This is a genomic window from Nostoc sp. DedQUE04 (genome assembly GCF_034530995.1).
GTDB lineage: Bacteria > Cyanobacteriota > Cyanobacteriia > Cyanobacteriales > Nostocaceae > Nostoc.
The window spans coordinates 174,749-198,153 of record NZ_JAVRCA010000007.1; the positions used below are offsets into that span (position 1 = coordinate 174,749).

Annotated in this window: 24 protein-coding genes and 1 pseudogene; 11 read left to right on the forward strand and 14 right to left on the reverse strand. The window is 41.7% G+C overall.

What is annotated here, in order from left to right:
* Nucleotides 1-37: 37 nt before the first annotated feature.
* On the reverse strand, nt 38-460 hold the full coding sequence (locus tag RM049_RS07210; RefSeq protein WP_322670423.1) for a hypothetical protein: 423 nt from the start codon (nt 458-460) through the stop codon (nt 38-40).
* Nucleotides 461-575: 115 nt separating this feature from the next.
* On the reverse strand, nt 576-2,213 hold the full coding sequence (locus RM049_RS07215) for a CTP synthase (RefSeq protein ID WP_322703675.1): 1,638 nt from the start codon (nt 2,211-2,213) through the stop codon (nt 576-578).
* A gap of 84 nt (nt 2,214-2,297) precedes the next feature.
* Here RM049_RS07215 and RM049_RS07220 point away from each other — a divergent pair, with 84 nt between their 5' ends.
* From RM049_RS07220 to RM049_RS07230, 3 genes are all read left to right on the forward strand, one after another.
* Nucleotides 2,298-4,073 carry an N-acetylmuramoyl-L-alanine amidase gene (locus tag RM049_RS07220; RefSeq protein WP_322703676.1) on the forward strand — a complete coding sequence of 592 codons (1,776 nt, stop codon included), beginning with the start codon at nt 2,298-2,300 and terminating at the stop codon, nt 4,071-4,073.
* Nucleotides 4,074-4,271: 198 nt separating this feature from the next.
* Nucleotides 4,272-4,667, forward strand: coding sequence for a type II toxin-antitoxin system RelE/ParE family toxin (locus RM049_RS07225; RefSeq protein WP_300423961.1), 396 nt, complete (start codon nt 4,272-4,274; stop codon nt 4,665-4,667).
* On the forward strand, nt 4,639-4,956 hold the full coding sequence (locus tag RM049_RS07230) for a DNA-binding transcriptional regulator (protein ID WP_322703677.1): 318 nt from the start codon (nt 4,639-4,641) through the stop codon (nt 4,954-4,956). The genes RM049_RS07225 and RM049_RS07230 overlap by 29 nt, the downstream gene beginning before the upstream one ends.
* A 48-nt stretch (nt 4,957-5,004) precedes the next feature.
* On the opposite strand, the gene RM049_RS07235 is transcribed toward RM049_RS07230, so the two are convergent.
* Nucleotides 5,005-5,202: a type II toxin-antitoxin system HicA family toxin gene (locus tag RM049_RS07235; RefSeq protein WP_229456128.1), complete on the reverse strand. Its 198-nt coding sequence runs from the start codon at nt 5,200-5,202 to the stop codon at nt 5,005-5,007.
* Nucleotides 5,202-5,444, reverse strand: a complete 243-nt coding sequence (locus tag RM049_RS07240; RefSeq protein WP_322670417.1) for a DUF1902 domain-containing protein — start codon at nt 5,442-5,444, stop codon at nt 5,202-5,204. Before RM049_RS07240 ends, RM049_RS07235 begins: the two co-directional genes overlap by 1 nt.
* Nucleotides 5,445-5,917: 473 nt before the next feature.
* Between RM049_RS07240 and RM049_RS07245 the strand changes: the two genes are divergently transcribed.
* On the forward strand, nt 5,918-6,319 hold the full coding sequence (locus tag RM049_RS07245) for a hypothetical protein (RefSeq protein WP_322701820.1): 402 nt from the start codon (nt 5,918-5,920) through the stop codon (nt 6,317-6,319).
* 78 nt (nt 6,320-6,397) lie between these two features.
* Here the strand turns inward: RM049_RS07245 and RM049_RS07250 are convergent, their stop codons facing one another.
* Nucleotides 6,398-6,907 carry a pentapeptide repeat-containing protein gene (locus RM049_RS07250; RefSeq protein WP_322703678.1) on the reverse strand — a complete coding sequence of 170 codons (510 nt, stop codon included), beginning with the start codon at nt 6,905-6,907 and terminating at the stop codon, nt 6,398-6,400.
* A gap of 87 nt (nt 6,908-6,994) precedes the next feature.
* Between RM049_RS07250 and RM049_RS07255 the strand changes: the two genes are divergently transcribed.
* Both RM049_RS07255 and RM049_RS39230 read left to right on the forward strand, forming a co-directional pair.
* On the forward strand, nt 6,995-7,510 hold the full coding sequence (locus RM049_RS07255) for a hypothetical protein (protein ID WP_322703679.1): 516 nt from the start codon (nt 6,995-6,997) through the stop codon (nt 7,508-7,510).
* Nucleotides 7,511-7,596: 86 nt separating this feature from the next.
* Nucleotides 7,597-8,138, forward strand: a pseudogene (locus RM049_RS39230) (YraN family protein).
* 70 nt (nt 8,139-8,208) lie between these two features.
* On the opposite strand, the gene RM049_RS07270 reads toward RM049_RS39230, so the two are convergent.
* Nucleotides 8,209-8,598, reverse strand: a complete 390-nt coding sequence (locus RM049_RS07270; protein WP_012412259.1) for a hypothetical protein — start codon at nt 8,596-8,598, stop codon at nt 8,209-8,211.
* 272 nt (nt 8,599-8,870) lie between these two features.
* On the opposite strand from RM049_RS07270, the gene queA reads away from it, so the two are divergent.
* Both queA and RM049_RS07280 read left to right on the forward strand, forming a co-directional pair.
* Nucleotides 8,871-10,067, forward strand: a complete 1,197-nt coding sequence (gene queA / locus RM049_RS07275; protein ID WP_416212619.1) for a tRNA preQ1(34) S-adenosylmethionine ribosyltransferase-isomerase QueA — start codon at nt 8,871-8,873, stop codon at nt 10,065-10,067.
* Between the two features lie 141 nt (nt 10,068-10,208).
* Entirely contained in the window at nt 10,209-11,309 is a 1,101-nt protein-coding gene (locus tag RM049_RS07280) for a tetratricopeptide repeat protein (protein WP_322703682.1), read from the forward strand.
* A 181-nt stretch (nt 11,310-11,490) separates the two neighbouring features.
* Here RM049_RS07280 and RM049_RS07285 read toward each other — a convergent pair whose 3' ends face one another.
* Together RM049_RS07285 and RM049_RS07290 are read right to left on the reverse strand one after the other, a co-directional pair.
* A complete protein-coding gene (locus tag RM049_RS07285; protein ID WP_289797626.1) occupies nt 11,491-12,186 on the reverse strand; it encodes a potassium channel family protein in 696 nt (231 codons plus the stop codon).
* Between the two features lie 192 nt (nt 12,187-12,378).
* On the reverse strand, nt 12,379-13,713 hold the full coding sequence (locus RM049_RS07290) for a TrkH family potassium uptake protein (RefSeq protein WP_322703683.1): 1,335 nt from the start codon (nt 13,711-13,713) through the stop codon (nt 12,379-12,381).
* A 322-nt stretch (nt 13,714-14,035) separates the two neighbouring features.
* On the opposite strand from RM049_RS07290, the gene RM049_RS07295 reads away from it, so the two are divergent.
* On the forward strand, nt 14,036-14,878 hold the full coding sequence (locus RM049_RS07295; RefSeq protein ID WP_322703684.1) for a methyltransferase domain-containing protein: 843 nt from the start codon (nt 14,036-14,038) through the stop codon (nt 14,876-14,878).
* A gap of 274 nt (nt 14,879-15,152) precedes the next feature.
* Here the strand turns inward: RM049_RS07295 and RM049_RS07300 are convergent, their stop codons facing one another.
* Complete coding sequence (locus RM049_RS07300) at nt 15,153-15,896, reverse strand: response regulator transcription factor (RefSeq protein ID WP_322670411.1); 744 nt, start codon at nt 15,894-15,896, stop codon at nt 15,153-15,155.
* 157 nt (nt 15,897-16,053) lie between these two features.
* Here RM049_RS07300 and RM049_RS07305 point away from each other — a divergent pair, with 157 nt between their 5' ends.
* Nucleotides 16,054-17,127: a YheT family hydrolase gene (locus tag RM049_RS07305; protein WP_322684579.1), complete on the forward strand. Its 1,074-nt coding sequence runs from the start codon at nt 16,054-16,056 to the stop codon at nt 17,125-17,127.
* A 65-nt stretch (nt 17,128-17,192) separates the two neighbouring features.
* On the opposite strand, the gene RM049_RS07310 is transcribed toward RM049_RS07305, so the two are convergent.
* Together RM049_RS07310 and RM049_RS07315 are read right to left on the reverse strand one after the other, a co-directional pair.
* The gene (locus RM049_RS07310) at nt 17,193-17,360 is read right to left on the reverse strand and encodes a hypothetical protein (protein WP_190893192.1); all 168 of its coding nucleotides are present in this window, start codon (nt 17,358-17,360) and stop codon (nt 17,193-17,195) included.
* A 43-nt stretch (nt 17,361-17,403) separates the two neighbouring features.
* Nucleotides 17,404-17,553 (reverse strand): hypothetical protein, encoded by a 150-nt coding sequence (locus RM049_RS07315; RefSeq protein WP_322690782.1) that lies wholly within the window; start codon nt 17,551-17,553, stop codon nt 17,404-17,406.
* A gap of 300 nt (nt 17,554-17,853) precedes the next feature.
* On the opposite strand from RM049_RS07315, the gene hetI reads away from it, so the two are divergent.
* A complete protein-coding gene (hetI, locus tag RM049_RS07320) occupies nt 17,854-18,573 on the forward strand; it encodes a 4'-phosphopantetheinyl transferase HetI (protein WP_322690781.1) in 720 nt (239 codons plus the stop codon).
* 58 nt (nt 18,574-18,631) lie between these two features.
* Here the strand turns inward: hetI and RM049_RS07325 are convergent, their stop codons facing one another.
* The 3 genes from RM049_RS07325 to RM049_RS07335 form a co-directional block, all read right to left on the reverse strand.
* Nucleotides 18,632-19,435 carry an SDR family oxidoreductase gene (locus RM049_RS07325; RefSeq protein WP_322670406.1) on the reverse strand — a complete coding sequence of 268 codons (804 nt, stop codon included), beginning with the start codon at nt 19,433-19,435 and terminating at the stop codon, nt 18,632-18,634.
* Nucleotides 19,436-20,209: 774 nt separating this feature from the next.
* Entirely contained in the window at nt 20,210-21,724 is a 1,515-nt protein-coding gene (locus RM049_RS07330; RefSeq protein WP_322703685.1) for a thioester reductase domain-containing protein, read from the reverse strand.
* Nucleotides 21,725-21,726: 2 nt separating this feature from the next.
* Entirely contained in the window at nt 21,727-23,403 is a 1,677-nt protein-coding gene (locus tag RM049_RS07335) for a PfaD family polyunsaturated fatty acid/polyketide biosynthesis protein (protein ID WP_322703686.1), read from the reverse strand.
* Nucleotides 23,404-23,405: the final 2 nt, after the last annotated feature.

Here is a 23,405-nt window from a genome sequence, read left to right on the forward strand (position 1 = left end):
AATTGTTAATTTTACCTTGTTCTGCTATACAGAAATTTCAAGACAAAGAATATCCTGTTGCTTTTTGAACGTATTTCACAACTTTTTCATAAGATTCAGGATTACTCACAGGGTTGATGATAATAGGAATAGTGCCATCTGGCAACCAAAAAGTTATCCTGCCGTTCGGTTCGTGACAAAAGGAACTGATGCAGTTGAGATTAATGACATATTCATTTTTTTCGTAAATTATTTTCACCCAGTGGGCACGCTCTAATTCTAATCCTGTCACACATTCTAAATAATCGAGAATTTTTTGATAATCTTCCAGGTTATTTTGTGGGTTAATTATTATGGGAATGGCACTATCGGGTAGCCAAAAAGTAACTCTGCCATTCAGTTCATAACAAAAAGCATGGACACGTTCAAAATTTACTACATATTCTTTCCTCTCGTAAAGGATTTTCACCCAGTACGCCACAACATCTCCTCAAGTCCGAAATTTACGAATGATGCACCCTGGATATCCAAATCTACTGAAGTCTTAAGTTAATGTTGCAATTAATTTTGAATTTTGAATTTTGAATTTTGAATTGTTATGACACCTCCAATGGTGTTGGTGTGCTAGATGTCGAAAGAGAAAGAGCGATCGCTGTTTGAATGAATCCTTTAAATAAAGGATGAGGTGTACTGGGGCGTGATTGAAATTCTGGATGAAATTGGCAAGCAAGAAAGAATGGATGCTTGGGTAATTCCACAATTTCAACTAAACGTCCATCAGGAGAAGTACCACTAATTACATAGCCAGACTTTAACAACAAATCGCGGTAAGCATTGTTGAACTCATAGCGATGTCGATGTCGTTCATAAATCACATCTTCTTGATAAAGCTTAAAAGCTAAAGTATCAGGGAGAACACGACAAGGATATAATCCTAAGCGCATTGTACCCCCTAAATCCACAACTTCCTGCTGTTCTGGCAATAAATTAATTACCGGATCGGTTGTGTAAGGGTCAAATTCAGCACTGTTAGCATCTGTTAATCCCCCTACGTTTCTGGCCCACTCAATTACAGAGCATTGCATTCCCAGGCATAAACCCAAAAAGGGAATTTGGCGATCGCGGGCGTATTTAATGGCGGCAATTTTGCCATCGACTCCGCGAACCCCGAAACCTCCTGGTACAACTATGCCATCGACACCTTTAAGATAATTTTCGGCTGGTTCAGTTTCCAATTCTTCTGAATTTATCCAACGCAGGCGCAGTTTGCCATAAGTGGAGATTGCCGCATGGTTCAGCGCTTCCACTACAGATAGATAGGCATCACTTAACTGCACATATTTACCAACAATGGCAATTTCTACTTCGTGCTTGGGACTATGTAAACGTTGTACCAGGGTTTGCCACTGCGTCAAATCTGGTTTACGTTGTTCCATTTGCAGCAAGTTCAGCACTTGTTCTGCCATTCCTTCCCGTTCTAGATTTAGCGGTACTTCATAGATACTTTTGGCATCTTGAGAAGTGATAACGCATTCTTCCGGTACATCGCAAAATCCCGACAATTTCTGCTTTAATCCCTTGGGTAAAGGGCGATCGCTGCGACAAACTAAAATATCTGGTTGAATGCCAATGGATCTGAGTTCTTTAACTGAATGCTGTGTCGGCTTAGTTTTCATTTCACCCGCAGAGGCAATCCACGGCACCAAAGTTACGTGCATATACAGCACATTCTGCCGCCCCACCTCTTTACGGAACTGGCGAATTGCTTCCAAAAACGGCAGCGATTCAATATCTCCTACCGTCCCGCCGATTTCTGTAATTACTACAGAAGGATTTGTACTTTTAGCAACTCGCAGAATCCGGTCTTTAATTTCATTGGTAATATGAGGAATTACCTGTACAGTACCGCCATTGTAATCTCCGCGCCGTTCTTTATTGATGACTGCCTGGTAAATTGAGCCAGTAGTCACACAATTTAAGCGCGACATTGAGGTATCGGTAAAGCGTTCGTAATGCCCCAAATCTAAATCTGTCTCCGCACCATCTTGGGTAACGAATACTTCCCCATGCTGAAAGGGACTCATCGTGCCAGGATCGATATTGATATAAGGGTCGAGTTTGAGAATCGACACCGAATATTCGCGCGACTTGAGCAAACGCCCTAGACTTGCTGCTACAATGCCCTTACCAATACTGGAAACTACGCCTCCAGTAACAAAGATAAACTTAGTCATAGTAGTTTGAATTTCTAACAACTTCTAAAAATACATCCCGTCATTGTGCCACAGTTGTTGTGGTGTCATCTTCTGTGATTTGCTGTGAAAAACCTCTTAGGATTAGTAATATTAGGCTGTATTCTCACCTCCTCGGTAGCATTGGCAGAGCCATCTCTTATAGTCGTTTTTCCCCAGACAAACTACCAGACAAGTGCCCAAAAAATCTTTTTTCTGGGCACTGCACCACCAGATGGTCAGGTTTTGATCAATAGTAAGCCAATTACCCGCAGCAAAGCTGGTCATTTTTCGCCTAGTTTCCCCTTGCAGTTGGGGGAGAATCTTTTTACTGTGCGTTACCACAATCAAGAACTTAAAATTAAGGTGATCGGGGTTAACGCTAGCCCTGAACTACCACAGGGGGTAGCTTTTGCGAAAGATTCCCTGACTCCCGCAGTTGACATTGCCAGATTACCGGGAGAAGTAATTTGTTTTAGTGCGTTAGCGAAGCTCCCCGAAGGGATCGCACCCCCTAACGCTAATGTCTCTGTAACCCTGGCTAATCAAACTATTGCCCTTTTACCCCAACCTCAACAAGCACAACTACCAAGTAATTTGGCAGCTTTGACAGGTCAAAATCAGCCTCATGCCCAGTCTAGCCTAGGCAACTATCAAGGTTGCACTACGGTGGCAACAGCCGCCGATCTGGGAAAACCTCAATTTCAACTGACACTTGACGGCAAGACGATAACTCAACCAGGATCTGGTAAGATTGAAATCCTCTCAAGAGCGCAATTGCCAGTTTTTGAGGTTACAGTAGAGTCAGGCGTTGCTCGTACTGGCCCTAGCACCGATTATTCCCGACTCACACCACTGCCCAAAGGCACGCGCGCAACAGTTACAGGTAGGGAAGGTGAATGGTTGCGCCTAGATTATGGCGCTTGGATTAATAGTAAAGAAACCCGCATTCTACCTGGTGCAGTTCCGCCACAAACAATAATTCGCAGTGTCGGATACCGTCAACTCCCTAGTGCGACAGAAATAGTTTTCCCCTTGCAAGTTCCCGTACCTGTGAGCGTGCAACAAAGTGAGGGTGCTTTCGCTCTCACTCTCTACAATACCACTGCCCAAACGGACATAATTCGCCTGGATGATGACCCCCTAATTTATCGCCTAGACTGGCAACAGGAAGCCCCAGGACAAGTAAAATACACCTTTAACCTCAAAAAAGCTCAACAGTGGGGATATAAGCTGAGATACGACGGTACAACCCTGGTTTTGGCTTTGCGTCATCCGCCTAAAATCGGGAACACAAGACGCAAGCTTTTAGCTAATTTCAAGATTGTACTAGATCCAGGGCATGGCGGTAAAGAATCTGGTGCCAGTGGCCCAACTGGATATTTAGAAAAAGATGTGAATTTGGTGGTATCTAAGTTGCTGCGCGATGAGTTGGTGAAGGAAGGAGCAACGGTAGTAATGACACGGGAGGACGACAAGGAAGTTTCGCTAGTAGAACGTCAGGCAATTATCAGTCAAGAAGAACCTGCGATCGCTATTTCCATACATCACAACTCTCTACCCGATGATGGTGATGCCGAAAAAATTAAGGGATTCGGCGCATTTTGGTATCAACCCCAAGCCCATAACCTCGCCATATTTTTACAGACCTATGTTGTTAAAAAACTCGGCAAACCTTCTTATGGTGTATTTTGGGATAATTTGGCGCTGACACGTCCGACAGCTGCACCATCGGTGTTGCTGGAATTGGGTTTTATGAGTAATCCCGATGAATTTGAGCAGGTAGTGAACCCAGAAGAACAGAAGAAAATGGCAAAAGCGATCGCTCAGGGAATTACTGAGTGGGTTAGGAGTGTGAGATAAATTTTGAGGTACAACAGTAGTTCCTCATTGTATTTATTGGAGTGCGATCGCCTCCGGCGGGGCGTAGCCCATCGCTCTTTTTTAACTAGTTCCTGCTCAATGTTGCGATCGGTCTTTGTTCAAGCTTTTTGAGTTTTATAGTGTATTGCCAAGCATAGCACTTGGTGCTATATAATAAGCGAAGATAATGACCATAGCATGATAATTTACAAAACCCGATGGTTTGACCGTTGGGCACGCAAAGAGGGTTTAAACGACCTCAGCCTCTGCGCGGCTGTAAACGAAATGACAGCAGGACTTTACGAAGCCGATCTAGGAGGCGGGCTGTTCAAAAAGCGGATTGCCCACTCTGGACAAGGTAAACGTGGTGGCTTTCGTACATTGGTTGCAACCAACAAGGGAGATTGCTGGTTTTTTGTTTTCGGCTTCCCGAAAAACGAGCGCAGTAACATTAACAAAAAAGAAGAAAAAGCATTAAAAAAGCTGGCATCAGTACTGTTCTCTTACACGCTAGAGGATCTCGAAAAAGCCAAGCTGGAAGATGAATTGATGGAGGTAATTTGCAATGCCGAAGAAGAAATCAGCGATTCTTGAAGCCGTTCACGAAACGGCTACGGGGCTGCACAAGGCTGGACTGATGGATCAGACTACATTGCGTGAATTCGACAGTCTGTGCTTGTCTGTGATTGAACCGCTAGAACCTGAACAAATTAAGCAAATACGCGAATCATCTCATGTCAGTCAGGCAGTATTTGCTGCGATTTTAAATACAAGTCTATCAACGGTTCAAAAGTGGGAAATCGGTCAGAAGCGTCCCAGTGGCACTGCTCTTAAACTGTTGCACCTAGTTAAGAAACGGGGATTGAATACCCTGATTGATTAAGGGGTCAACCCTGCATGCTTGCTGGATGCGATCGCTCTCTTAATAAACTCAAAAATGCTTATCTAAACCAGCTTGTTTCAATACTCCATTTGCAGTATGACGTGATTTTATTTTACTATCAACTACAAAGTTATTATCTGTAATTGGGCTATACCAAATTTCATGATCTCCTTTCCCTTGCCTTTTAAAATAACATCCGGCTTCTGTTAAAAGCTTTTTAACTTCAGGAGTAAAGGAAACACTCATTAGCCAGCCACTTTGATTGATTCATGACGATGCGTTGTTAAGTATAAATCAATGTAATCTTTGTTGCCAGATTCAACTTTATTTAATTCAATAAGTTCTGGAATCATAGCTTTGAGTTTTGCTGTTAACATCTCAATAGTAGAAGCTTCTGTAACCAACCCAGGTAGATTATCACTGCTAGCTACCCACACATCGACCTCAGAATCCCAAAAAGCGCTTACTTTGACAATAAAAGTATTCATAATTCGCTTTTTTAGCTATCGCACGTATGTAAACAATTTTAATTCAGAACTTTGAAAATTTTGCAAGTAACTTACAAAATCAGATACAATCTTGACTTGTTATTAAGTGCGTAGGCGTAGCCCGTCGTAGACATCGCTGATTTGCCTACTACGGTGAAACTAGTTGAAGCCTGTAGTAAGCTTTTGCCTGTGATTACTAAGTTTTTCGGCTTGCCAGCTTTGCGAACACAAACGCACCATCAGACTCTGGTAGTTGAGTGCGATCGGGAAACTGAGGTGGTATGGCAATATCACCAAGTGTTTCACTCATACTTTGAAAAGTATTGCAGCTATTTATTTAGTGCTTGACGCTTCCCATAAGGTGTTACTAACTAGTATAAAAGCTTGTTCTGTCTTGATTTCAGTGCTTTTACCCTGCCAGAACCGCTTTGATCGCGGGTAGAAATATATGAAATCTGATATTTTGAAACTGTATGTATTTTAAGTTAGGCGGCATAGTAGGTGCGATCGCTATTTTATTGAGTAATGGCAGTGCGTTCACCGGAGGTGTTGGCGTAGCCATCGCTCAAGATGCAGAAAGATATATCACTGTAGGGCATGATAAATTGGGAAACAGCGTAGCTCTGGACACGGAAACGATTAAGGGCACGATATACAAGCTTTACGGGATCTATGGAGATGGCATCTTCGAGACTACCTTTGATGCATCGTGCAAAGAATCGCGGCTGTTTCGCAATCGCATTGCGATTTACGGGCCAGAAGGACAGCTACTTGAAGAGGATAAAGAAAAAGGAGAAATCCCTTTTGTAGCAAGTTCTTCACCAGGCAAAGGTATGAAAATTGTATGTCAAAAGATTGGTGCAAGTGGTTGGTAGTTGCTCAATATTTTATAAGTGGGGAATGGGGAATAAGCAATGCCCAATGCCCAATTCCCAATTCCCAGGTAGAAAATACTAAGGACAAAACAACGTGTCACGCGTATCTCGTCCTGTAATCGGATTAGTTCCCTTGGCAAGTTTGCACAATTTTTTTTGCTCATCGGGACGCAGCAGCGTATCGGTAAAATCTGCCCCGTCAATGACTGCACCATCAAATCTGGCGTTAGCAGCAAACGCACCCTCCAACAGTGCATTTGTCAAATTTGCTCTGACTAAACGAGCCGAGTCTAAAGTCGCATTTCTCAAATCAGAACCCTCCAAATTCGCAGACTCTAAATTTGCTGCAAAGAAGCTGACACCGTTCAAATTAGCTCGGCTGAAGTTGCTCTGGCGAAGATTAGCTTTGGTAAAGCTAGAGTCTGTTAAATCACGTCCTGAAAAATCAGCTTCAACCAAAATTTCTTTGTTATATTCAAGTGCCAAAGCTGTTGGAGCAAAACCAACCGTTGCGGTGATGGCAATTATTCCCCACAAGAATAAGCTGAGTATGCTTGCCCAAATTCCGGCGCTTAACTTAGAATTCATACTATTTTTAGCCAATGGCGAACCCTCCTCCATCTCATTATCCTTGAGTCAGAGATGTTAGCGCAAAAATCCTTTAAAAATATTTTTATGAATACTAATTCAAGTTCATACGACGATTTAAACATTGCCTTCGCACGACTTGAGGCTATCCAATGGGATACGTTAGGAATGGGGGAGAAAGACGAAAGACTTACAGAACAGATGTTAGAATTTCTGTCGCGGGTAAGGCAATGGGCAAATTTTTTGCAGAGCGAACAGAAGCATATTTTTCAAAATCTTGCTCTCCAGATTCGCCCTGACATTGAACTTCCGTCTCCCCTAATGCAATGGCTGGATAAATTATACAACAGCAACCGGATACCAACTAGGCGTGGTAGTGTCTATGTTGTGCAAGGGGTATGTAATTACTTATTTTGGTGTCGTCTACGGGAATTTGATGCAGTCCCAGCGAATGGTCTTCCTGACCCTTATGAGCCGTTCATCACCTTTTTGGAATGCGGTGGTGGCATATATGTCGAACATGGTCAAATTATGGATATTTACCCCAATTATGTTTACTTCAATTTGACTGTTGGGAATGCCACGCCAGCAAGTGAAGAATAAGCACATCATGGGAGGATGATTTTGGGTAACTACTAGAAACTCTTATTTTTCTGTTGAATTAAATAACCGAGAATACTAAAGTTTATATGCATTGTCCAAATAGTGGTGAATTAGGAGAAGACTTAGTAGCTCAATGGTTGCAATCTACAGGTTGGATAATTCTCCATCGTCGCTTTTCTAGCCGCTGGGGGGAAATCGATATTATTGCTGAATATGATGAAGAAAGTGGGAAAGAGCAGGGAAGCCAGGAAGCAGGGGAAAAATTCCTCACTTCTAACTCCTCACTCCTAACTCCTCACTCTCCACTCCCCACTCTATGTTGGCATTTGTTGAAGTCAAAACCCGTAGTTCAGGTAGTTGGGATGCCGGGGGAAGAAGCGCAATCACTCCACAAAAGCAAGCAAAAATCTGTCGTACAGCTGAAATATTCTTAGCCCAGTATCCTGAGAAGGCAGATTATTCTTGTCGATTTGATGTTGCTATTGTCTACTGTCAAAGGATATCAAAAAATCTGACTGGGGTTACAGCAAATCAGGAAGCTCTAGCTACTTCATCAGTACCCGGATATAAGTTTAAGCTGCAAGAATACATTCTGGCAGCTTTTGACTTTTCAATTGATAATGGTTAATTGGTAATCGATAAAATATCTTAATTACCAATGACCAATAATTTTGTAGTAGCGTTAGAACCAAATAGGCTTACGCTAAAGTTTCTGGACAGTAACCTAAGCCCCGGACAAACTGCTGCCGGAACGCTTCAATTTCGTCTCTTTCTGGGCTACCGTGAGAAACGATCGCTACCTGATAACGACGCATCACATCCACAGGGCACTGTCCAGCTTCCAAACTCCAAAGTGCCATTTGCACCCTCATTGGCGGCTCATAGCTAATTCCTAATTCATTTAGAAAAGCCCGAAAGTCGCCATCTTCTTGGGGCGAGACTTGACCTTTGAGTTTGATCCTAACCACCCAGCCATCAATTTGATGAATTACGGTGACGAACGAAACTGGTGTCTGGGGTCTAGCGTGGAGGTGTTGAACGACCCTCAGGGTTAGACTGGCATTTGCCAGATAGTACAAGTATTCCATGTTTGTTGGTGCTTGGGATCAAAGCCAATCCTACATATCTATATTCGTCAATCAGTGCCTGTTCCCGGTAGGGTAAAAGCCCCCGTTTTTAGATGGGGAGGTTTACCCAATTTTTATATTAATTTTTCCGTGTTACTTAATAGTAACAATCTTATAGCCTAGCGGCAAAACTGAGCGAAGATGCCTTAAAGTTCCAATATAAGGTAAAACTTAACTCAGCCTTTTTAAGAGAGTATAAATACTAAATAAACCAAAAACTAGTACAAGTCAATTTGAAAGATACATCTAGCCCACAAGAAAAAAATTTTGAATTAGATTGCTCGGTAGCTGGCTATGACTACGAACTACCTCCAGAACTCATTGCCCAAAACCCAGCAGTTCCTAGAGATAGTTCGCGGTTACTGGTAGTTGATTCTCCGACTACAGGCATCGAAACAGCACCTCTACACCATATTTTCCATGATTTGCCTGCACTGCTGCGCTCTGGTGATTTGTTGGTTATGAACAATACAAGAGTCATTCCAGCGCGGCTTTATGGTCATAAATCCACTGGTGCGAAAATCCAGGTGTTGCTGTTGGAAGAACGGCAGCATAACTGTTGGTTAGCTTTAGTTAAGCCAGGAAAAAGCTTCAAACGGGGAGCGAAGATTGTTTTTACAGGAAGGCAATTAGGAATTAAGGATTGTAAAGATTCTTCTTTAGTACCCAGCGATGCACTGAGCTTGTCGAAGTGTCACCAACTCACGGCTACGGTTCTAGAAACAGATGCAGCTACTGGGGGGCGTTTGTTGCAATTTGATGTACCAGAGGGTAAGACTTTGGTGGAACTGTTAGAGGTATTTGGTGAAGTACCGTTACCACCATATATCACTACCTCAGAAGCAGCTGATGAGCAGTATCAGACAGTTTATGCTAAACAACCAGGAGCGATCGCAGCTCCGACGGCAGGATTACACTTTACCCCAGAATTATTACAAAAGTTGGGCGATCGCCAAATCGATCGAGCTTTTGTGACGCTACACGTTGGTGTCGGCACATTTCGCCCTGTGGAAGTAGAGGACGTAACTACCCATCAGATGCATGAAGAATGGATTGAAGTTCCTGCCGCTACAGTAGAGCAAATCCGCGCCACTAAAGCTGCTGGCGGTCGAATTATTGCTGTGGGAACAACGGCAGTACGGGCTTTAGAAGGGGCGGCTCAATCTGGTAATTTACAGCCATTTTGCGGAAAAACAGACTTGTTTATTTATCCCGGCTACCAATGGCGGGTGGTAGATGGTTTGATTACGAATTTTCACTTACCGCGTTCTAGTTTGTTGATGTTGGTAAGTGCCCTAATTGGCAGACAACGATTATTGAATATATACAACGAAGCGATCGCTTTTGGATATCGCTTTTATTCATTCGGTGATGCCATGCTAATTTTGCCGTCAGCTGTGGGAGCGGGGAGTGAGAAGAGACGCGATTAATCGCGTCTGTACAAGAAAGAGACGCGATTAATCGCGTCTGTACAAGAGTTAGAAGTTAAAAGTTGGAAATTGGGAATTTTTTCTTTCGTGGTGGGTACTCTGACTTATAAGGGGTTAAAAATAAGTACAGGTCTGCTATTAATGTCTGAAAAATACCTATTTTCTCATTGGTTAAATTTATTTTGTCAGGTAACACTCGGTGGCTGTTCTGCATTTTTGCTCTTGGCTGCACCGACAATTACTAATTTTCCAGTTAGCAAGCTGCTGGCAGAAACTGCAATTTCTCAGAATCTGGAAGCAGCTAGCTTTTTCCAGCAAGGAGTTACGCGCTATAACCGCCAAGACTTACAAGGTGCAGAATATGCCTTTCGTCAAGCGTTACAGCGAGATCCTAACCTTGGGGCAGCACGGAATTATCTGGGTAATATATTGATAGAGCAAAATCGCCTGGATGAAGCTTTACATGAATTTACAGAGGCGATAAAAGTTAATCCCAATTCTAGCGAAGCTTATTACAACTTAGGGTTAGTGTTGCACCGACAAGGAGAAAAAGATGCAGCAATTACCGCTTATCGCCAGAGCTTGGCGATCGATTCCACAAGAGTGGCAGGGCTGTATAATCTGGGTTTGTTGCTGTACGAACAAGGAAAGTCAGAGGAAGCGATCGCTGCATACCAAAAAGCAATTAATCTAGATAGCAGCAATGCCAATGCTTATCTTAACTTAGCGATCGCCTTGCAACAACAAGGTCAAATCGAGCCTGCGATCGCCAATTATCGCCAAGCTTTGAAGCTAGATCCTAAAAATGCCGCAGCCTACAGCAACATGGCAAATTTGCTAGCAATGCATGGTCAAGCTTCTGAGGCTATTTCTGTTTATCGGCAAGCGATTCGCCTAAATCCAAAAAGTGCTTCAGCTTACTATAACTTGGGAGTAACTTTATATAATCAGGGCGAATTCAAAAAAGCCAGTGGAGTCTTGAAACGCGCTCACAATGAATATCGCGAGCAAGGTAACATTGAACAAGCCCAAAAAATTGAGCAGCTAATGCAGCAAATTGCTCAGAAAAATGGGCAACAGCAACCTCAAGCCAGTCAAACAGCTACTCCTTCTCAGAGTTCAGATTCTACAGTACAAACATCTGAGCCACAAACGGCAAATCAACCAGAAACGCCCGCAAACCCTGGCGATGTACCTGTCTCAGTCGAACCACAATCCACTTCAACAAGTCCCGGACAATAAAAAACTCAGAGTTAAGGCTATTTGCCCTCATCCCCCAACCCCTTCTCCCAAACTTGGGAGAGGGATTTAGGGTCAGGGCTTTTGATTCATCCAATAAGTCTATTCTCTACTCGAAGTTAGTTTTGAGTAAAAGTTGCACACGGCATAACTCCTAACTTTTAATTCCTAACTCCTAACTTTTTTAAATCGGCAAACGATTAATATCTTTATTGCAACCAATAACAACCATTGCTGAACCACGCTCTAAACGCTTGGTAGCGTCAGGATTAATTTGAAATTTCCCATCCTGGCTTACTGCTAGCAAATTTAAACCGTAGCGGTTACGAAGTTGCAGTTCAGTGATGGTTTTGCCGTGAAATTCATCAGGCACAATCAACTCTACAATACTGTTATCGGGGTCGAGGTCAAACCGATCTAGAATTGCTGGTTTAGTAAGAGTACGCGCTAGGGCACAACCCGCTTCATACTCAGGAAAAACAACATGATCTGCGCCTACTCGCCGCAACAGTTTACGATGAACTTCACTAGAAGCTTTAGCAACTACATGAGGCACGCCAGCCTCTTTCACATTGAGAGTGGTTATGATACTTTCTTGAACGTAGTTACCAATTGCGACAATTACAGTATCAAATTCAAAAATTCCAGCTTCTTTGAGTGCAGCTGGTTCTGTAGAGTCTAGTTGCAAAGCATGACCAACTATTCCCTCAGTTAATGCTTCTGAAACTCGTTTTTCATCAATATCTGTTGCCAGCACTTGATAACCAAAATTGTGCAGTGTGGAACAGACAGAGCGACCAAAACGACCTAACCCAATTACAGCAAATTGGTGGTTGTCTTTGCGTAAACTGCGAAAAAAACTTAATGATGACAGATTCACCCTTTTTATCCTTATGATGGCTCCCTGTATTTAGGGCAAAAAACGGTTATACCGCTTGAATTAAAATTTTATTTTTGCCTTCCAATGTATATTTTATCAGTTTAGTCATTTGTTATTTGTCATTTGTTATTTGTTATTTTCCCCCTGTTTCTCCTACTCCCTCATCTTCTACTTCCTACTCTCTCTCCCTAACTATCCCACGAGTAAATTTTCTTCAGGATAGTGAATTCTGGTAGGGCGGGGATCTCCTAGTACGGCAGACATCAGCAGTAAAACACCGACTCTTCCAACATACATAGTGACAATTAAGATGAGCTTTGCTCCTGTAGAGATAGTTGCTGTAATGCCTGTAGAAAGTCCCACAGTAGCGAAGGCTGATACTACTTCAAACAAAATTTGAATAAAATCTAATGTTGGATCTGTGAGGCTAATTAAAATCGTGGCGAAAATTACGGTTGCTACCGATCCTACTAACACACCTACAGCTTTCAAAATTAAAGTTATTGCTATCTTGCGATCGTACAACAAAACTTCTTCTTTACCCTGAAGAATCGCTTTGGTACAACTGGTCAAAACTCTCAAGGTTGTTGTTTTAATGCCTCCTCCTGTGCCACCTGGACTTGCACCAATAAACATCAGCGCAATTGTAATAAATAGACCAGCAGTAGTCATTTTGCCAATATCGATGGTATTAAAACCAGCAGTTCTGGGAGTAACTGATTGAAACCAAGCTACTAATATCTGGTCACGTAAATTTAGATAACCAAATGTTTCAGGGTTTCTGATTTCTATACAGAAAAAGGCTATTATCCCCACTAATAATAATATCAGAGTTGTACTGATTGCAACTTTGAAATCTAGGGTGAAGACTTGGTTTTGAGTTTTTTTGTGAATGCGATCGCGCAACCAAAGATACATTTCCAAAATTACTTGATAGCCAATTCCCCCAAATATAATCAACATGCTAATGGTAAAGACTACTAAAAAGGATGATTGATAGCCAATTAAGTTATCTTTAAACAAACTAAAACCAGCATTATTCCAAGCATTGATACTATGAAAAATTGCCAACCAAAGTCCTCGATCCCAACCATATTTTGGAACGAAAGCTGGTATAAGTAAGAATATTCCTGTAATTTCAAAAATTAAAGTTGTAGCAATAATTGAACGGATGACTTGGGCACTCCCGCTCATTCCTGGTCGGTCTAAAGCTTGTTGAATAGCTACCTTTTGTCGCAGGTCAAACTTGCGTCCAATTAGCAGAATCAGAAAGGTAGTGCTTGTCATATAGCCCAAACCGCCAATCTGAACCAACAGTGTCATAAACAGCTGACCCCAAAAAGAAAAATAAGTACCAGGATCGACCACTGATAAGCCAGTAACACAAACCGCAGATGTTGAGGTGAACAGCGCCACAATAGGGTCGTTCCATGTACCATCGCTAGTTGAGAAAGGCATCATCAACAAGATTGTTCCTATAGTGATGACAGCCAAAAATCCCAGGCAAACTGTGCGAGAAACGGTCATAATTAATTCGTAGTTCGTAATACTTCGGCTACGCCCTTCGAATACGCTCAGGACAAGCTCAGTACAAGTTCGTAATTCGTAATTAAGAAAGTTAGAGTAAATCTAGGTTTTCATTTCTTGTATATGTATGTTGTTTGGAATAATTGGTATAAATTTGACGAAGAAAAGTTTATTAAGGTAAAACTGAGAAATTTTTTCCAGGAGGATAAATCTCGGTTTACCTTCCCCGGAGTAAAAATACCCTTATTTAATTAAAAACATACATGGTAGCCTACCTGTATGTTTTTTTTGAATTCTAATTCGTCTCAATACTACTTTTTTCATGAGTGCAACACTTTACCAGCAAATTCAGCAGTTCTACGATGCTTCCTCTGGTCTGTGGGAACAGATTTGGGGCGAACACATGCACCACGGCTACTATGGTGTCGATGGCAGCCAGAAAAAAGACCGCCGTCAAGCTCAAATTGATTTAATCGAGGAACTGCTTAATTGGGCGGGGGTACAATCAGCAGAAAATATTCTCGATGTCGGCTGTGGTATTGGTGGTAGTTCTTTATACTTGGCAGAAAAGTTTAATGCTAAGGCTACAGGGATTACTTTGAGTCCTGTGCAAGCTGCCAGAGCAACAGAACGCGCAACGGAAGCGAATTTGAGTCTGAAAACTCAGTTTCAGGTCGCCAATGCTCAAGAAATGCCCTTTGCTGATAATTCTTTTGATTTGGTTTGGTCGCTGGAAAGCGGCGAACACATGCCAGATAAAACTAAGTTTCTCCAGGAGTGCTATCGGGTATTGAAACCTGGCGGACAGTTAATTATGGTGACTTGGTGTCATCGACCGACTGATAAGTTACCACTGACGGCAGATGAAGAAAAGCATTTGCAGGATATTTATCGGGTGTATTGTTTGCCTTATGTAATTTCTTTACCAGAGTATGAAGCGATCGCACGTCAACTTCCATTAAACAATATTCGCACCGCCGATTGGTCAACCGCCGTCGCCCCCTTTTGGAATGTAGTCATTGATTCGGCGTTCACTCCCCAAGCACTTTGGGGCTTACTCAATGCCGGTTGGACTACCATTCAAGGGGCGTTATCGCTGGGGTTGATGCGTCGCGGTTATGAACGCGGGTTAGTTCGGTTTGGGTTGTTATGCGGTAATAAGTAGAAACAAGACCGCGCTGTGGTGAAACAGCGCGATCGCACTACAATTTAAGAAATTCAATGACGGCTAATTTTACAGAGCTTATTTTGAGTATTTTAACTTATTGACAAAAGGTACTTTGTCTTAACTTCTTACGGGTATGCTTGTAGAGACGTTGTATTGCAACATCTCTACATACTACTAAATCCCACCAATAACCTTAACTAAGCGGTAAGGAATAAGAGTTACAGAGAGTTCTTGCCTAAGTAATAGCTTAGATAAGGGAATTTAGCGTGTTTCATTCAACGACTGTTACTGAAGCCCCTTCATTGGATGGAGGTATAGCGGGTAATTCCAGACAGTATCCAGCACCATACACTGTCTTGATATAGCGGGGATGGCGAGGATCTGGTTCTAGCTTGGTTCTCAAGTGGCGAATATGCACTCGAATGGTTTCTATGTCATCATCAGGATCGTAGCCCCAAACTTCTCTGAGGATTTCGCTAGGAGAAACTGTTTGACCGTGACGTTGCAGCAAGCAGTGAAGTAGCTCAAATTCCAAGTGAGTCAATTTCACCGTCTCATTGAACCATATTGCCTCAAATCTTTCGGGAACGAGGGTTAATGAGCCATAGTTGAGAATTTCACTATGCTTTGCGGCTTGAGGAATCCGGTCAGTCCGCCGTAAAAGTGCCCGCACCCGCGCCAGCAGTTCTTCAACTTCAAAAGGCTTGGTGAGGTAGTCATCTGCGCCAGCATTGAAGCCTTCCACCTTGTCCTGAGTTTGGCTCAAAGCTGTCAGCATTAACACGGGAATCTCAGAGGTGCGATCGTCGCGGCGCAGGCGTTGACAAACGGTAAACCCATCTACCCTGGGCAACATTAAATCGAGCATGATCAAGTCTGGTTGTAGCTGGAGAGCCAGCGCTTGACCTTTGATGCCGTCTTCAGCTTGACTAACATCGTAGCCAGCCATTTCCAAGTTGACGGCAACTAGTTCTGAAATCGCTGGGTCATCGTCTATGACAAGAATCCTCGGCATTCTTAAAAAATTATTACTACTTATTAAGGATAATTAACAACCTTTGATAGATACAAAGATTTTTGAATCGATTCTAAAAAAGTTTTTAAATCTTACATAAATATTAAGATTAAATGACTGTGAAATCAAGACTCAATTACACGAAATCTTATAGTCTATGATGTGTTATACTCCCCCCTACAATCCGTCTTGGTTTTTACAAAACGGTGTGATGATGACTGTATACACCGCTTTGTGGGGAAAACGTAACTGGGAAAGTACTGTTTTCTTACAAGAACCGTCTTATCACGAAAAAATCTTTATTGGTGGCCAAGGTGTGCCAATTTTTGGCTTGGTTGCCATCCCGGAAAATGCTCATAGCACGATTATCGGTACTTATGGCATTACCGGAGAGTTAGAGACAGAATGGTTTTTGAGGGTGCTAGGGCGTAAAGCTTATGCCCAAGGATACGCTGTAGTGTTATTTGATTGGCGGGCCCACGGAAAAACAGCCGAATTGTCCCCGACTCTAACTTCTGATGGTTTGTATGAGGGGGAAGATTTTGTTCGCATCGCTGCTGCTGCAAAGGCAATGGGATGTCCGGGGAAATTTTGGTTTACAGGGTATTCTTTAGGAGGGCAATTGGCGTTATGGGCGGTGAAGGTGGCTGGTGAGGTGATTAAGGAGGATGAAGATTTAGGATTAGAAGATAGCGATATTGGCGGTGGTATGGTGATTTGTCCGAGTTTAGATTCACAGCGATCGCTATCTTATCTAGTTACAAAGCCCTTTGGTAGATATTTAGAAGCAGGGATTGCCCAAAATTTAAAAAAACTGGCGTGGCGGATTCATGATGCTCATCCTGGAAGCCTTGACCCAGAAGCGATTGAACGAGCAAATAGCATTTGGGGTTTTGATAATGAATTGGTAATTAAGCGACTTGGTTTTCCTTCTGTGGAAGCATATTACCAAGCTAGTAGTGCTTTGCAAATATTGCCGCAAATCTCGAAACCGACTTTGATTCTATATGCTGCCGATGACCCACTTTTTGACCCAGCTATCATACCGGAATTAGAAGAAGCGTGCGATCGCAATTTTGCAATAGATTTGTTACTTACTCAGTATGGCGGTCATGTTGGCTATCTCAGTAGCAAAGAGTGCCAGCGTCAAGTACAAGACCCCGATCTTTGGTGGGCATGGAATCGGGTTTTACAATGGTTAGAGCAACAACGAACAGATTCTAGTTGCTAAGATGTTCGACAGATGGAGTCGTATTTTGGAAGCCCAAAATAGAGAGGATGGCATTGACCCAGAAGCTACCACAATATCATTGGTAAACCAGCAATAACAGAAGCAATACCCGTCCAGAGAGTAAAACGCGCAATATCTAATTCATCCAAAGCAACGCTCATTTGCCTAATTGCCAATAGTAGCGCTGCTAGTAGCAGTATAAAAAAGGCAAAGTACTCCAAATTAAGAATCATTCATCCTCACTATGTTCTAGAAAAAAGTAGTTGTAATAGGTTTTTAACAAGCTTTGGCAAGGGTTTTTTGTTCCAGATTTAACACTTTCTGAGAAAAATTATTTCTTACTGAAGATATATCTACTTCAGAACACTTGCAGACATTGGTCGTAGTTCCTTTGAGTAATGCTGTAATAGCTAATGTTGTAGCCAAAATAAAATTTGCGATTCTCTATTAAAAGTTTTAAAGTATTTTCTCTCAGGAGATTTAACGTGTAGTTGAGGAGCGTACATCTAGAGTAATAAATTATAATATTTAGCTGGCAAAAGCAATCGCGGCTATCTGTATTTATGTTTACAGCTAGACTTAATATCTAACAATACCTATGGCATATTCTAGGAAAAACAGGCGCAGTTGTATATAGTAATGCTAAAGCGTCAAACCAGATTCACCCATAATATCGTCGTAATTAAACAAACTATTAAAGTACAACTCTCTTGAATTTTTGACTCAATGACCGCTTCTAATAATATTTGGCTACCTGCACCGACGAATTTAACTTTGCTACCGGATGAGATTCATGTCTGGCGCATAGAACTTGACCAACCAGAAGTACAGCTGCAAAATTTAGCAGCGACTCTTTCCAGTGACGAAACATCTCGTGCTGAACGGTTCTATTTTCAGGAACATCGGCAGCGTTTCATCGCAGGTCGTGGTATCCTGCGAACTATATTAGGGCGCTACTTGGGTATCCAACCGTTACAAGTGGAGTTTAATTATCAACAGCGTGGCAAACCAGTACTAGCAGATAAATTTGCCGATAGTGGACTGGCGTTTAACTTGTCTCATTCCCAAGGGTTGGGTTTATGTGCAGTGAATTGTACTCGCCCAATTGGTGTAGACCTAGAATATATTCGCCCGATGTCTGATTTGGAAAGTCTTGCCAAACGGTTCTTTTTACCGAGAGAATATGAGATGTTGCGATCGCTATCTCCCAACCAACAGCAAGAAGTATTTTTCCGTTACTGGACTTGTAAGGAAGCTTATTTAAAAGCAACTGGAGACGGACTATCTCAGCTAGAGCAAATTGAAGTATCGCTCACTCCCACAGAACCAGCCAAATTACAGATATCCGAAGACTGGAGTCTTTTTGAACTAGTACCTGCTAACAATTATGTTGCTGCTGTTGCTGTGGCGAATTTTGGCTGGAATTTAAAATGCTGGCAATATTAATAGTAGTGATTAGTCATTAATTATTCTCCAATTCCCAATGCCCAATGCCCCATGCCCCCTATTTATCTTCCTGCATATTTCTCACAATTCTTGTCACCACCTTTCTAGGTACAAATCTGACGCTTTTTGCAAGTAGTTTATTCATAAAACCAGGAATAACAATGGTTTTGCCCTTCATTAAAGCGTGAAAACCAATTTCTGCTACTGTTCGTGCATCCATCATCTTCTTACCCTTAAGCAATTTAGAGTCTGCCATCCCCGTTCTTTCATGAAAGCCAGATTCTGTTGAGCCTGGGCAAAGAACTGTCACAGTGACACCTGTACCTTCTAATTCATTAGCGATCGCTTCTGAAAAAGATAAGATATAAGCTTTAGTAGCAAAATAAACTGCCATCAAAGGCCCAGGTTGAAAAGCAGCAGCCGAAGCGACGTTTAATATCTTACCTTCACCTTGCTTGACCATGTGCTTCACGAATAGCTTAGTTAAATGGGTGAGACACACCAAATTTACCTGTAGCATTTCTAGTTCAGTAGCTAGGTCTGTTTCGTGAAATAATCCATAGATACCAAATCCGGCATTATTTACCAGCACATCAACATTAATATCGGCAAGTTGCAACTCCGTGAAAATTTCTTCAGGAGCAGTTGATATAGATAAATCCTTAACAATAGTTTTGACAAAAATCCCAAATTTTTCTTGGAACTTAACTGCAATTTCTACTAGCTTTGGCCCATTTCTGTCTACTAAGACCAAATTGTAATCATGAGCAGCAAAAATACATGCTAATTCGTAGCCAATTCCACCAGCTGCTCCAGTAATAAGAGCAGTTTTCTTGCTCTGACCTTGATGTTTTGTGTTCATGTAAGAATGTTAGTGAATTCAACTTGATGAAGCTGCGTTGCATTTACAGTGGTTCTCGTTCTACAATTAAGTACGCGTAATATCTGACCCAACGAGAAATATCTTGAGTTATTACCCTTTCAAATGCTTGTGTGGTTCATTAGATAGATGTAGCAGTCCAAACGTAAATTTAGGACTTATGCATCGAAAAAGCTAGGCATTAAAGAAGCTCGGTTATTTAAGACTGCTAGCTGTCACTTTTGATTACTCACAAAAGCAAGCGGGTAAAATTAAACTTTTATGCCAGACACTAACCATTCTATCCTCGATTGCTTCTGTCAAGAGGTGAATACTAAAAATTTACATGATTGAGCATAAAAAAACAGGGCAATTATATTGCCGCTGTTAGTGTATAAGTTATTGCTGGCATCTGAAATATTGGTTATTCAGTAGTACTGAGTTTTAAAAAACATGGACTAAAGAAAATTATTTTGTAGTAGCGTGTCAAGGCTAAAATAGTGCATTAAATGTAGATGGCAGTGCAATACTGCGTAGGTTTTGATGATTTGTAGTTTCACTTTGTTCAACCCAACCAATCTCTGAAAATGTTGGGTTTCCTTCCTCAGTCCAACCTACTAGCGTGACATGCTTAAAATGTTGGGTTTAAAAAACTCACAAAACCAAACTCTAATCATTAACAGAATAATTCAACCCAATAAATTCAGCTTACCGCGCTACTACAATTTTTTTTTGCAACAATTTAGCCTTGACACATCCTACGCAATTTATGAATTACTAAGCGAGATTCAAGAAGCCGCTTTGAATCAAGTAGGCAGTATAAGTCATAAACAATTGAGAGTCAATTGGAGGGCAAGCAATAGAACTACCTGCTAGTGCATGAAGAGTATCTTGGCAGCTAATATGAGGTCTTCTAGCTTGTAAATACAAATCAGGAATAGTCAGTTGTTCATCAGACCAACGTTCCAACAAAAATGGCCGCAGAGTGTACAAAGGATTGTCCGCAGAAGTCACATTATTGATTAACTCAGATTGCCATTTTTCGTAAGGAATCATTTCAACTGAATAACCGAAAGAGCGTATCCACTCAACTAGCATTTTCAAAGCAGCAGGTTGGGGATGTTGTAAATTGAAAGCCTTACCTATAGATTCTTTTTGCCGTGACAGATAAACGATCGCTTTACTTACATAGTCCACAGGTGACATATCCAACATATAATCTACATCAGGGAAATATCCCATTTGTAGACAGCCCTTGGTCATCAAATTGATAAAGTCATGTGTGTTACAAATGCCTGTTTTGCTATCACCTGAAATCAGTGGCGGTCTGTGAATAGTTACAGGAAGCCCACGGTCACAAGCAATTTTAACTAACTTTTCAGCTACCCATTTTGTTTGAGAGTAACCAAGATAAATGCCCTCCCAATGATTGAATTCATCCTGCTCTTTAACAACCTTGCCAGCATAAGCAGTGGATTCAAAAACAGCAACACTAGAAACGTAATGTACAGGCTTGACTTTAATTTGACAAGCCAATCTCAAAACTTCTTGGGTTCCTAAAACATTGGCTGCTTTCAGTGCTGAGTATGGAAAAACATAATTCAACAAAGCACCGCTATGATAGATAGTATCAATATTGGTAGCTAAAATTTGAAACTGTTCAGAGCCAACACCTAACAATGGCAGAGATAAATCGCCGACAATCGGAATAATTCTGGACTTAAATTCTTCCTGCCAAATTGCATACTGTTCCAGATTCTTTTGGAGTTTGCTTTTGCCTTCTTCGGCATTAGCAGCACGCACTAGGCAATAGATATCCGCCTTAGTTTCCTGTAGCAGTTCCCGGATAAGAAAAGCTCCTAAAAAGCCTGTTCCTCCAGTTATAAAGATGTTCTTGGGTTCACCCACAAGTACATTAGATGCAGCACCAGGATGGATGGTAGGGTCAAGAACAGCCTCAGCACCTAAATCTAGAACAGAGGGTGCAGCGTTGGCATTAGAAGGTGTTACCTTTGTATCTTGAACTGGTGAACCTTCTTGCACTTCTTCAGCTAAACGCTGTGAAAGAGCTTCAATATTTGGGTAATGCCACAGCAACAATGGAGATGGTTGAAATCCGAGCAACTTTTCTAAGTTACTTACTAGAATCATTGCTTGGGCTGAATCCAAGCCATAGTTTTCTAAATGTTCTTTGACATCTATTTCATCAGTTGCAACTCCTAGCAATTTAGCTAAGTTAGATACCAAAAATATTTGAATATCGTCTGCGGTGAAAGACTGTTTTATAGTCATTTTTAAATCTCCAACAATGATGTAGAACGAACAGGGTGATACTGACTGTAATAATCAGAAGTTTGTAGCCCTTGAATTTTCAAATTTTGGACACGGTACAAAAAGGCTGCACCAGTCATAATTTGATTAGCAACATCAACTACACCACGATTATTTGGTTCAGACAGGTAAGAACCGCGTACCCAGTCATTGAAACCGCCCATTGCCGGGCCACACCAAATTTGATAATCGACTTCTCTACCTTTTTCACCAGAACTAGACCAACGGGAAGATAATCCTAGATACCAACGGAAAATCAACGCCATTTTTAGTTTAGGATTATTGACTGCTTTCCCAAGTTTCTCAGGATTCTTTTGGGACAAATAAGCCGCAGTTCCTTCCCATACTTCAGCAATAGTTTTGCGAAAAACTTGTTTTTCTAATTTCTCTCTTTCTGCCAAAGGAATCTCTTCAATGGAATCATAAGCGCGGTAAAGTTCAAATAATTTCTGCGCTCGCATGGGGAACATTGTACCCCGTTTGAGAACTTGCAATTTGACTCCCATTTCAAACATATCTGCTGCTGGGGCCATAATCATATCAGCCATTTCTGCTTGGGCTAATAATTTTTTGGTATGTTCACAAGCCCCAGATTCAACACATGATTGATTAATGGAACCAGTCATTATATAAGCAGCACCCATTATAAAGGCTGCTAATGCTGATTGTGGTGTTCCAATTCCCCCTGCAACACCGATTCTAATGGGTGTTTGGTAATGATATTGTGCTTGAATTTCATCTCGCAAGGCAATAATAGAAGGTAACACACAAACCAGGGGACGGTTATCTGTATGACCTCCAGAATCAGCCTCGACGGTAATATCATCAGCCATTGGAACTTTGGCTGCAAGGGTTGCTTGTAACTCAGTAATTAACCCTTGTTCTAGCAGTTCTTTAATTATTCTGGCTGGTGCTGGTTGCAGAAATTTAGTTGCAACTTCTCGGCGAGAAATTTTGGCAATGATTTTATTTTTGATTTCAATTTGATTGGCGTTATTTAATCCCAATCCAGCAAGACGATAATAAACAATGTTGGGTGTCAAGTCGAGAAATGCAGAGGCTTCTACTGTTCTCACTTGATATTTGAGGTATAAATCCACAGCCCGGCGTTCAATCGCAGGTTCGTTAGGACTGTGAATTAAATTAAATGCATAAGGCCCTTGAGGTAAAGCTTCTTGAATGCGATTTATGGCTGCTTCCAAACGTTCTGGAGTTAAACCACCTGCACCAAAGGAACTCAAAATTTGCTCTTTTCCTAGTGCAATGACCATTTCTTCGGAAGCAATTCCGCCAGCCATTGCGCCGGTAACGTAGGCATATTTCACTCCATGAGAGGAGAGAAAATTCGGATCTCCAAATTGTTGAATGCGGATTGGGGCTGCAAATGTTAGCAATTCTACTTGTGCTGTTGTGCCATTATCACCAGGGGATAAATATCCCTCATTCGTGACACCGATTTTTCCGGCAACTTTCACGATGTAGCAGGGTTTATTTAACACCATCAATTTATCTTTGATGGTTTGTTTCTCAAAAGATACAGTTTCTAAAGAACCTTTCCAAACCTGGTTTTTGTTATAAGACCAAGAAGAGAAATTAAGGCCATTATCGTGTTTACTTAGTACCGTATCTACGGTTGTCACGG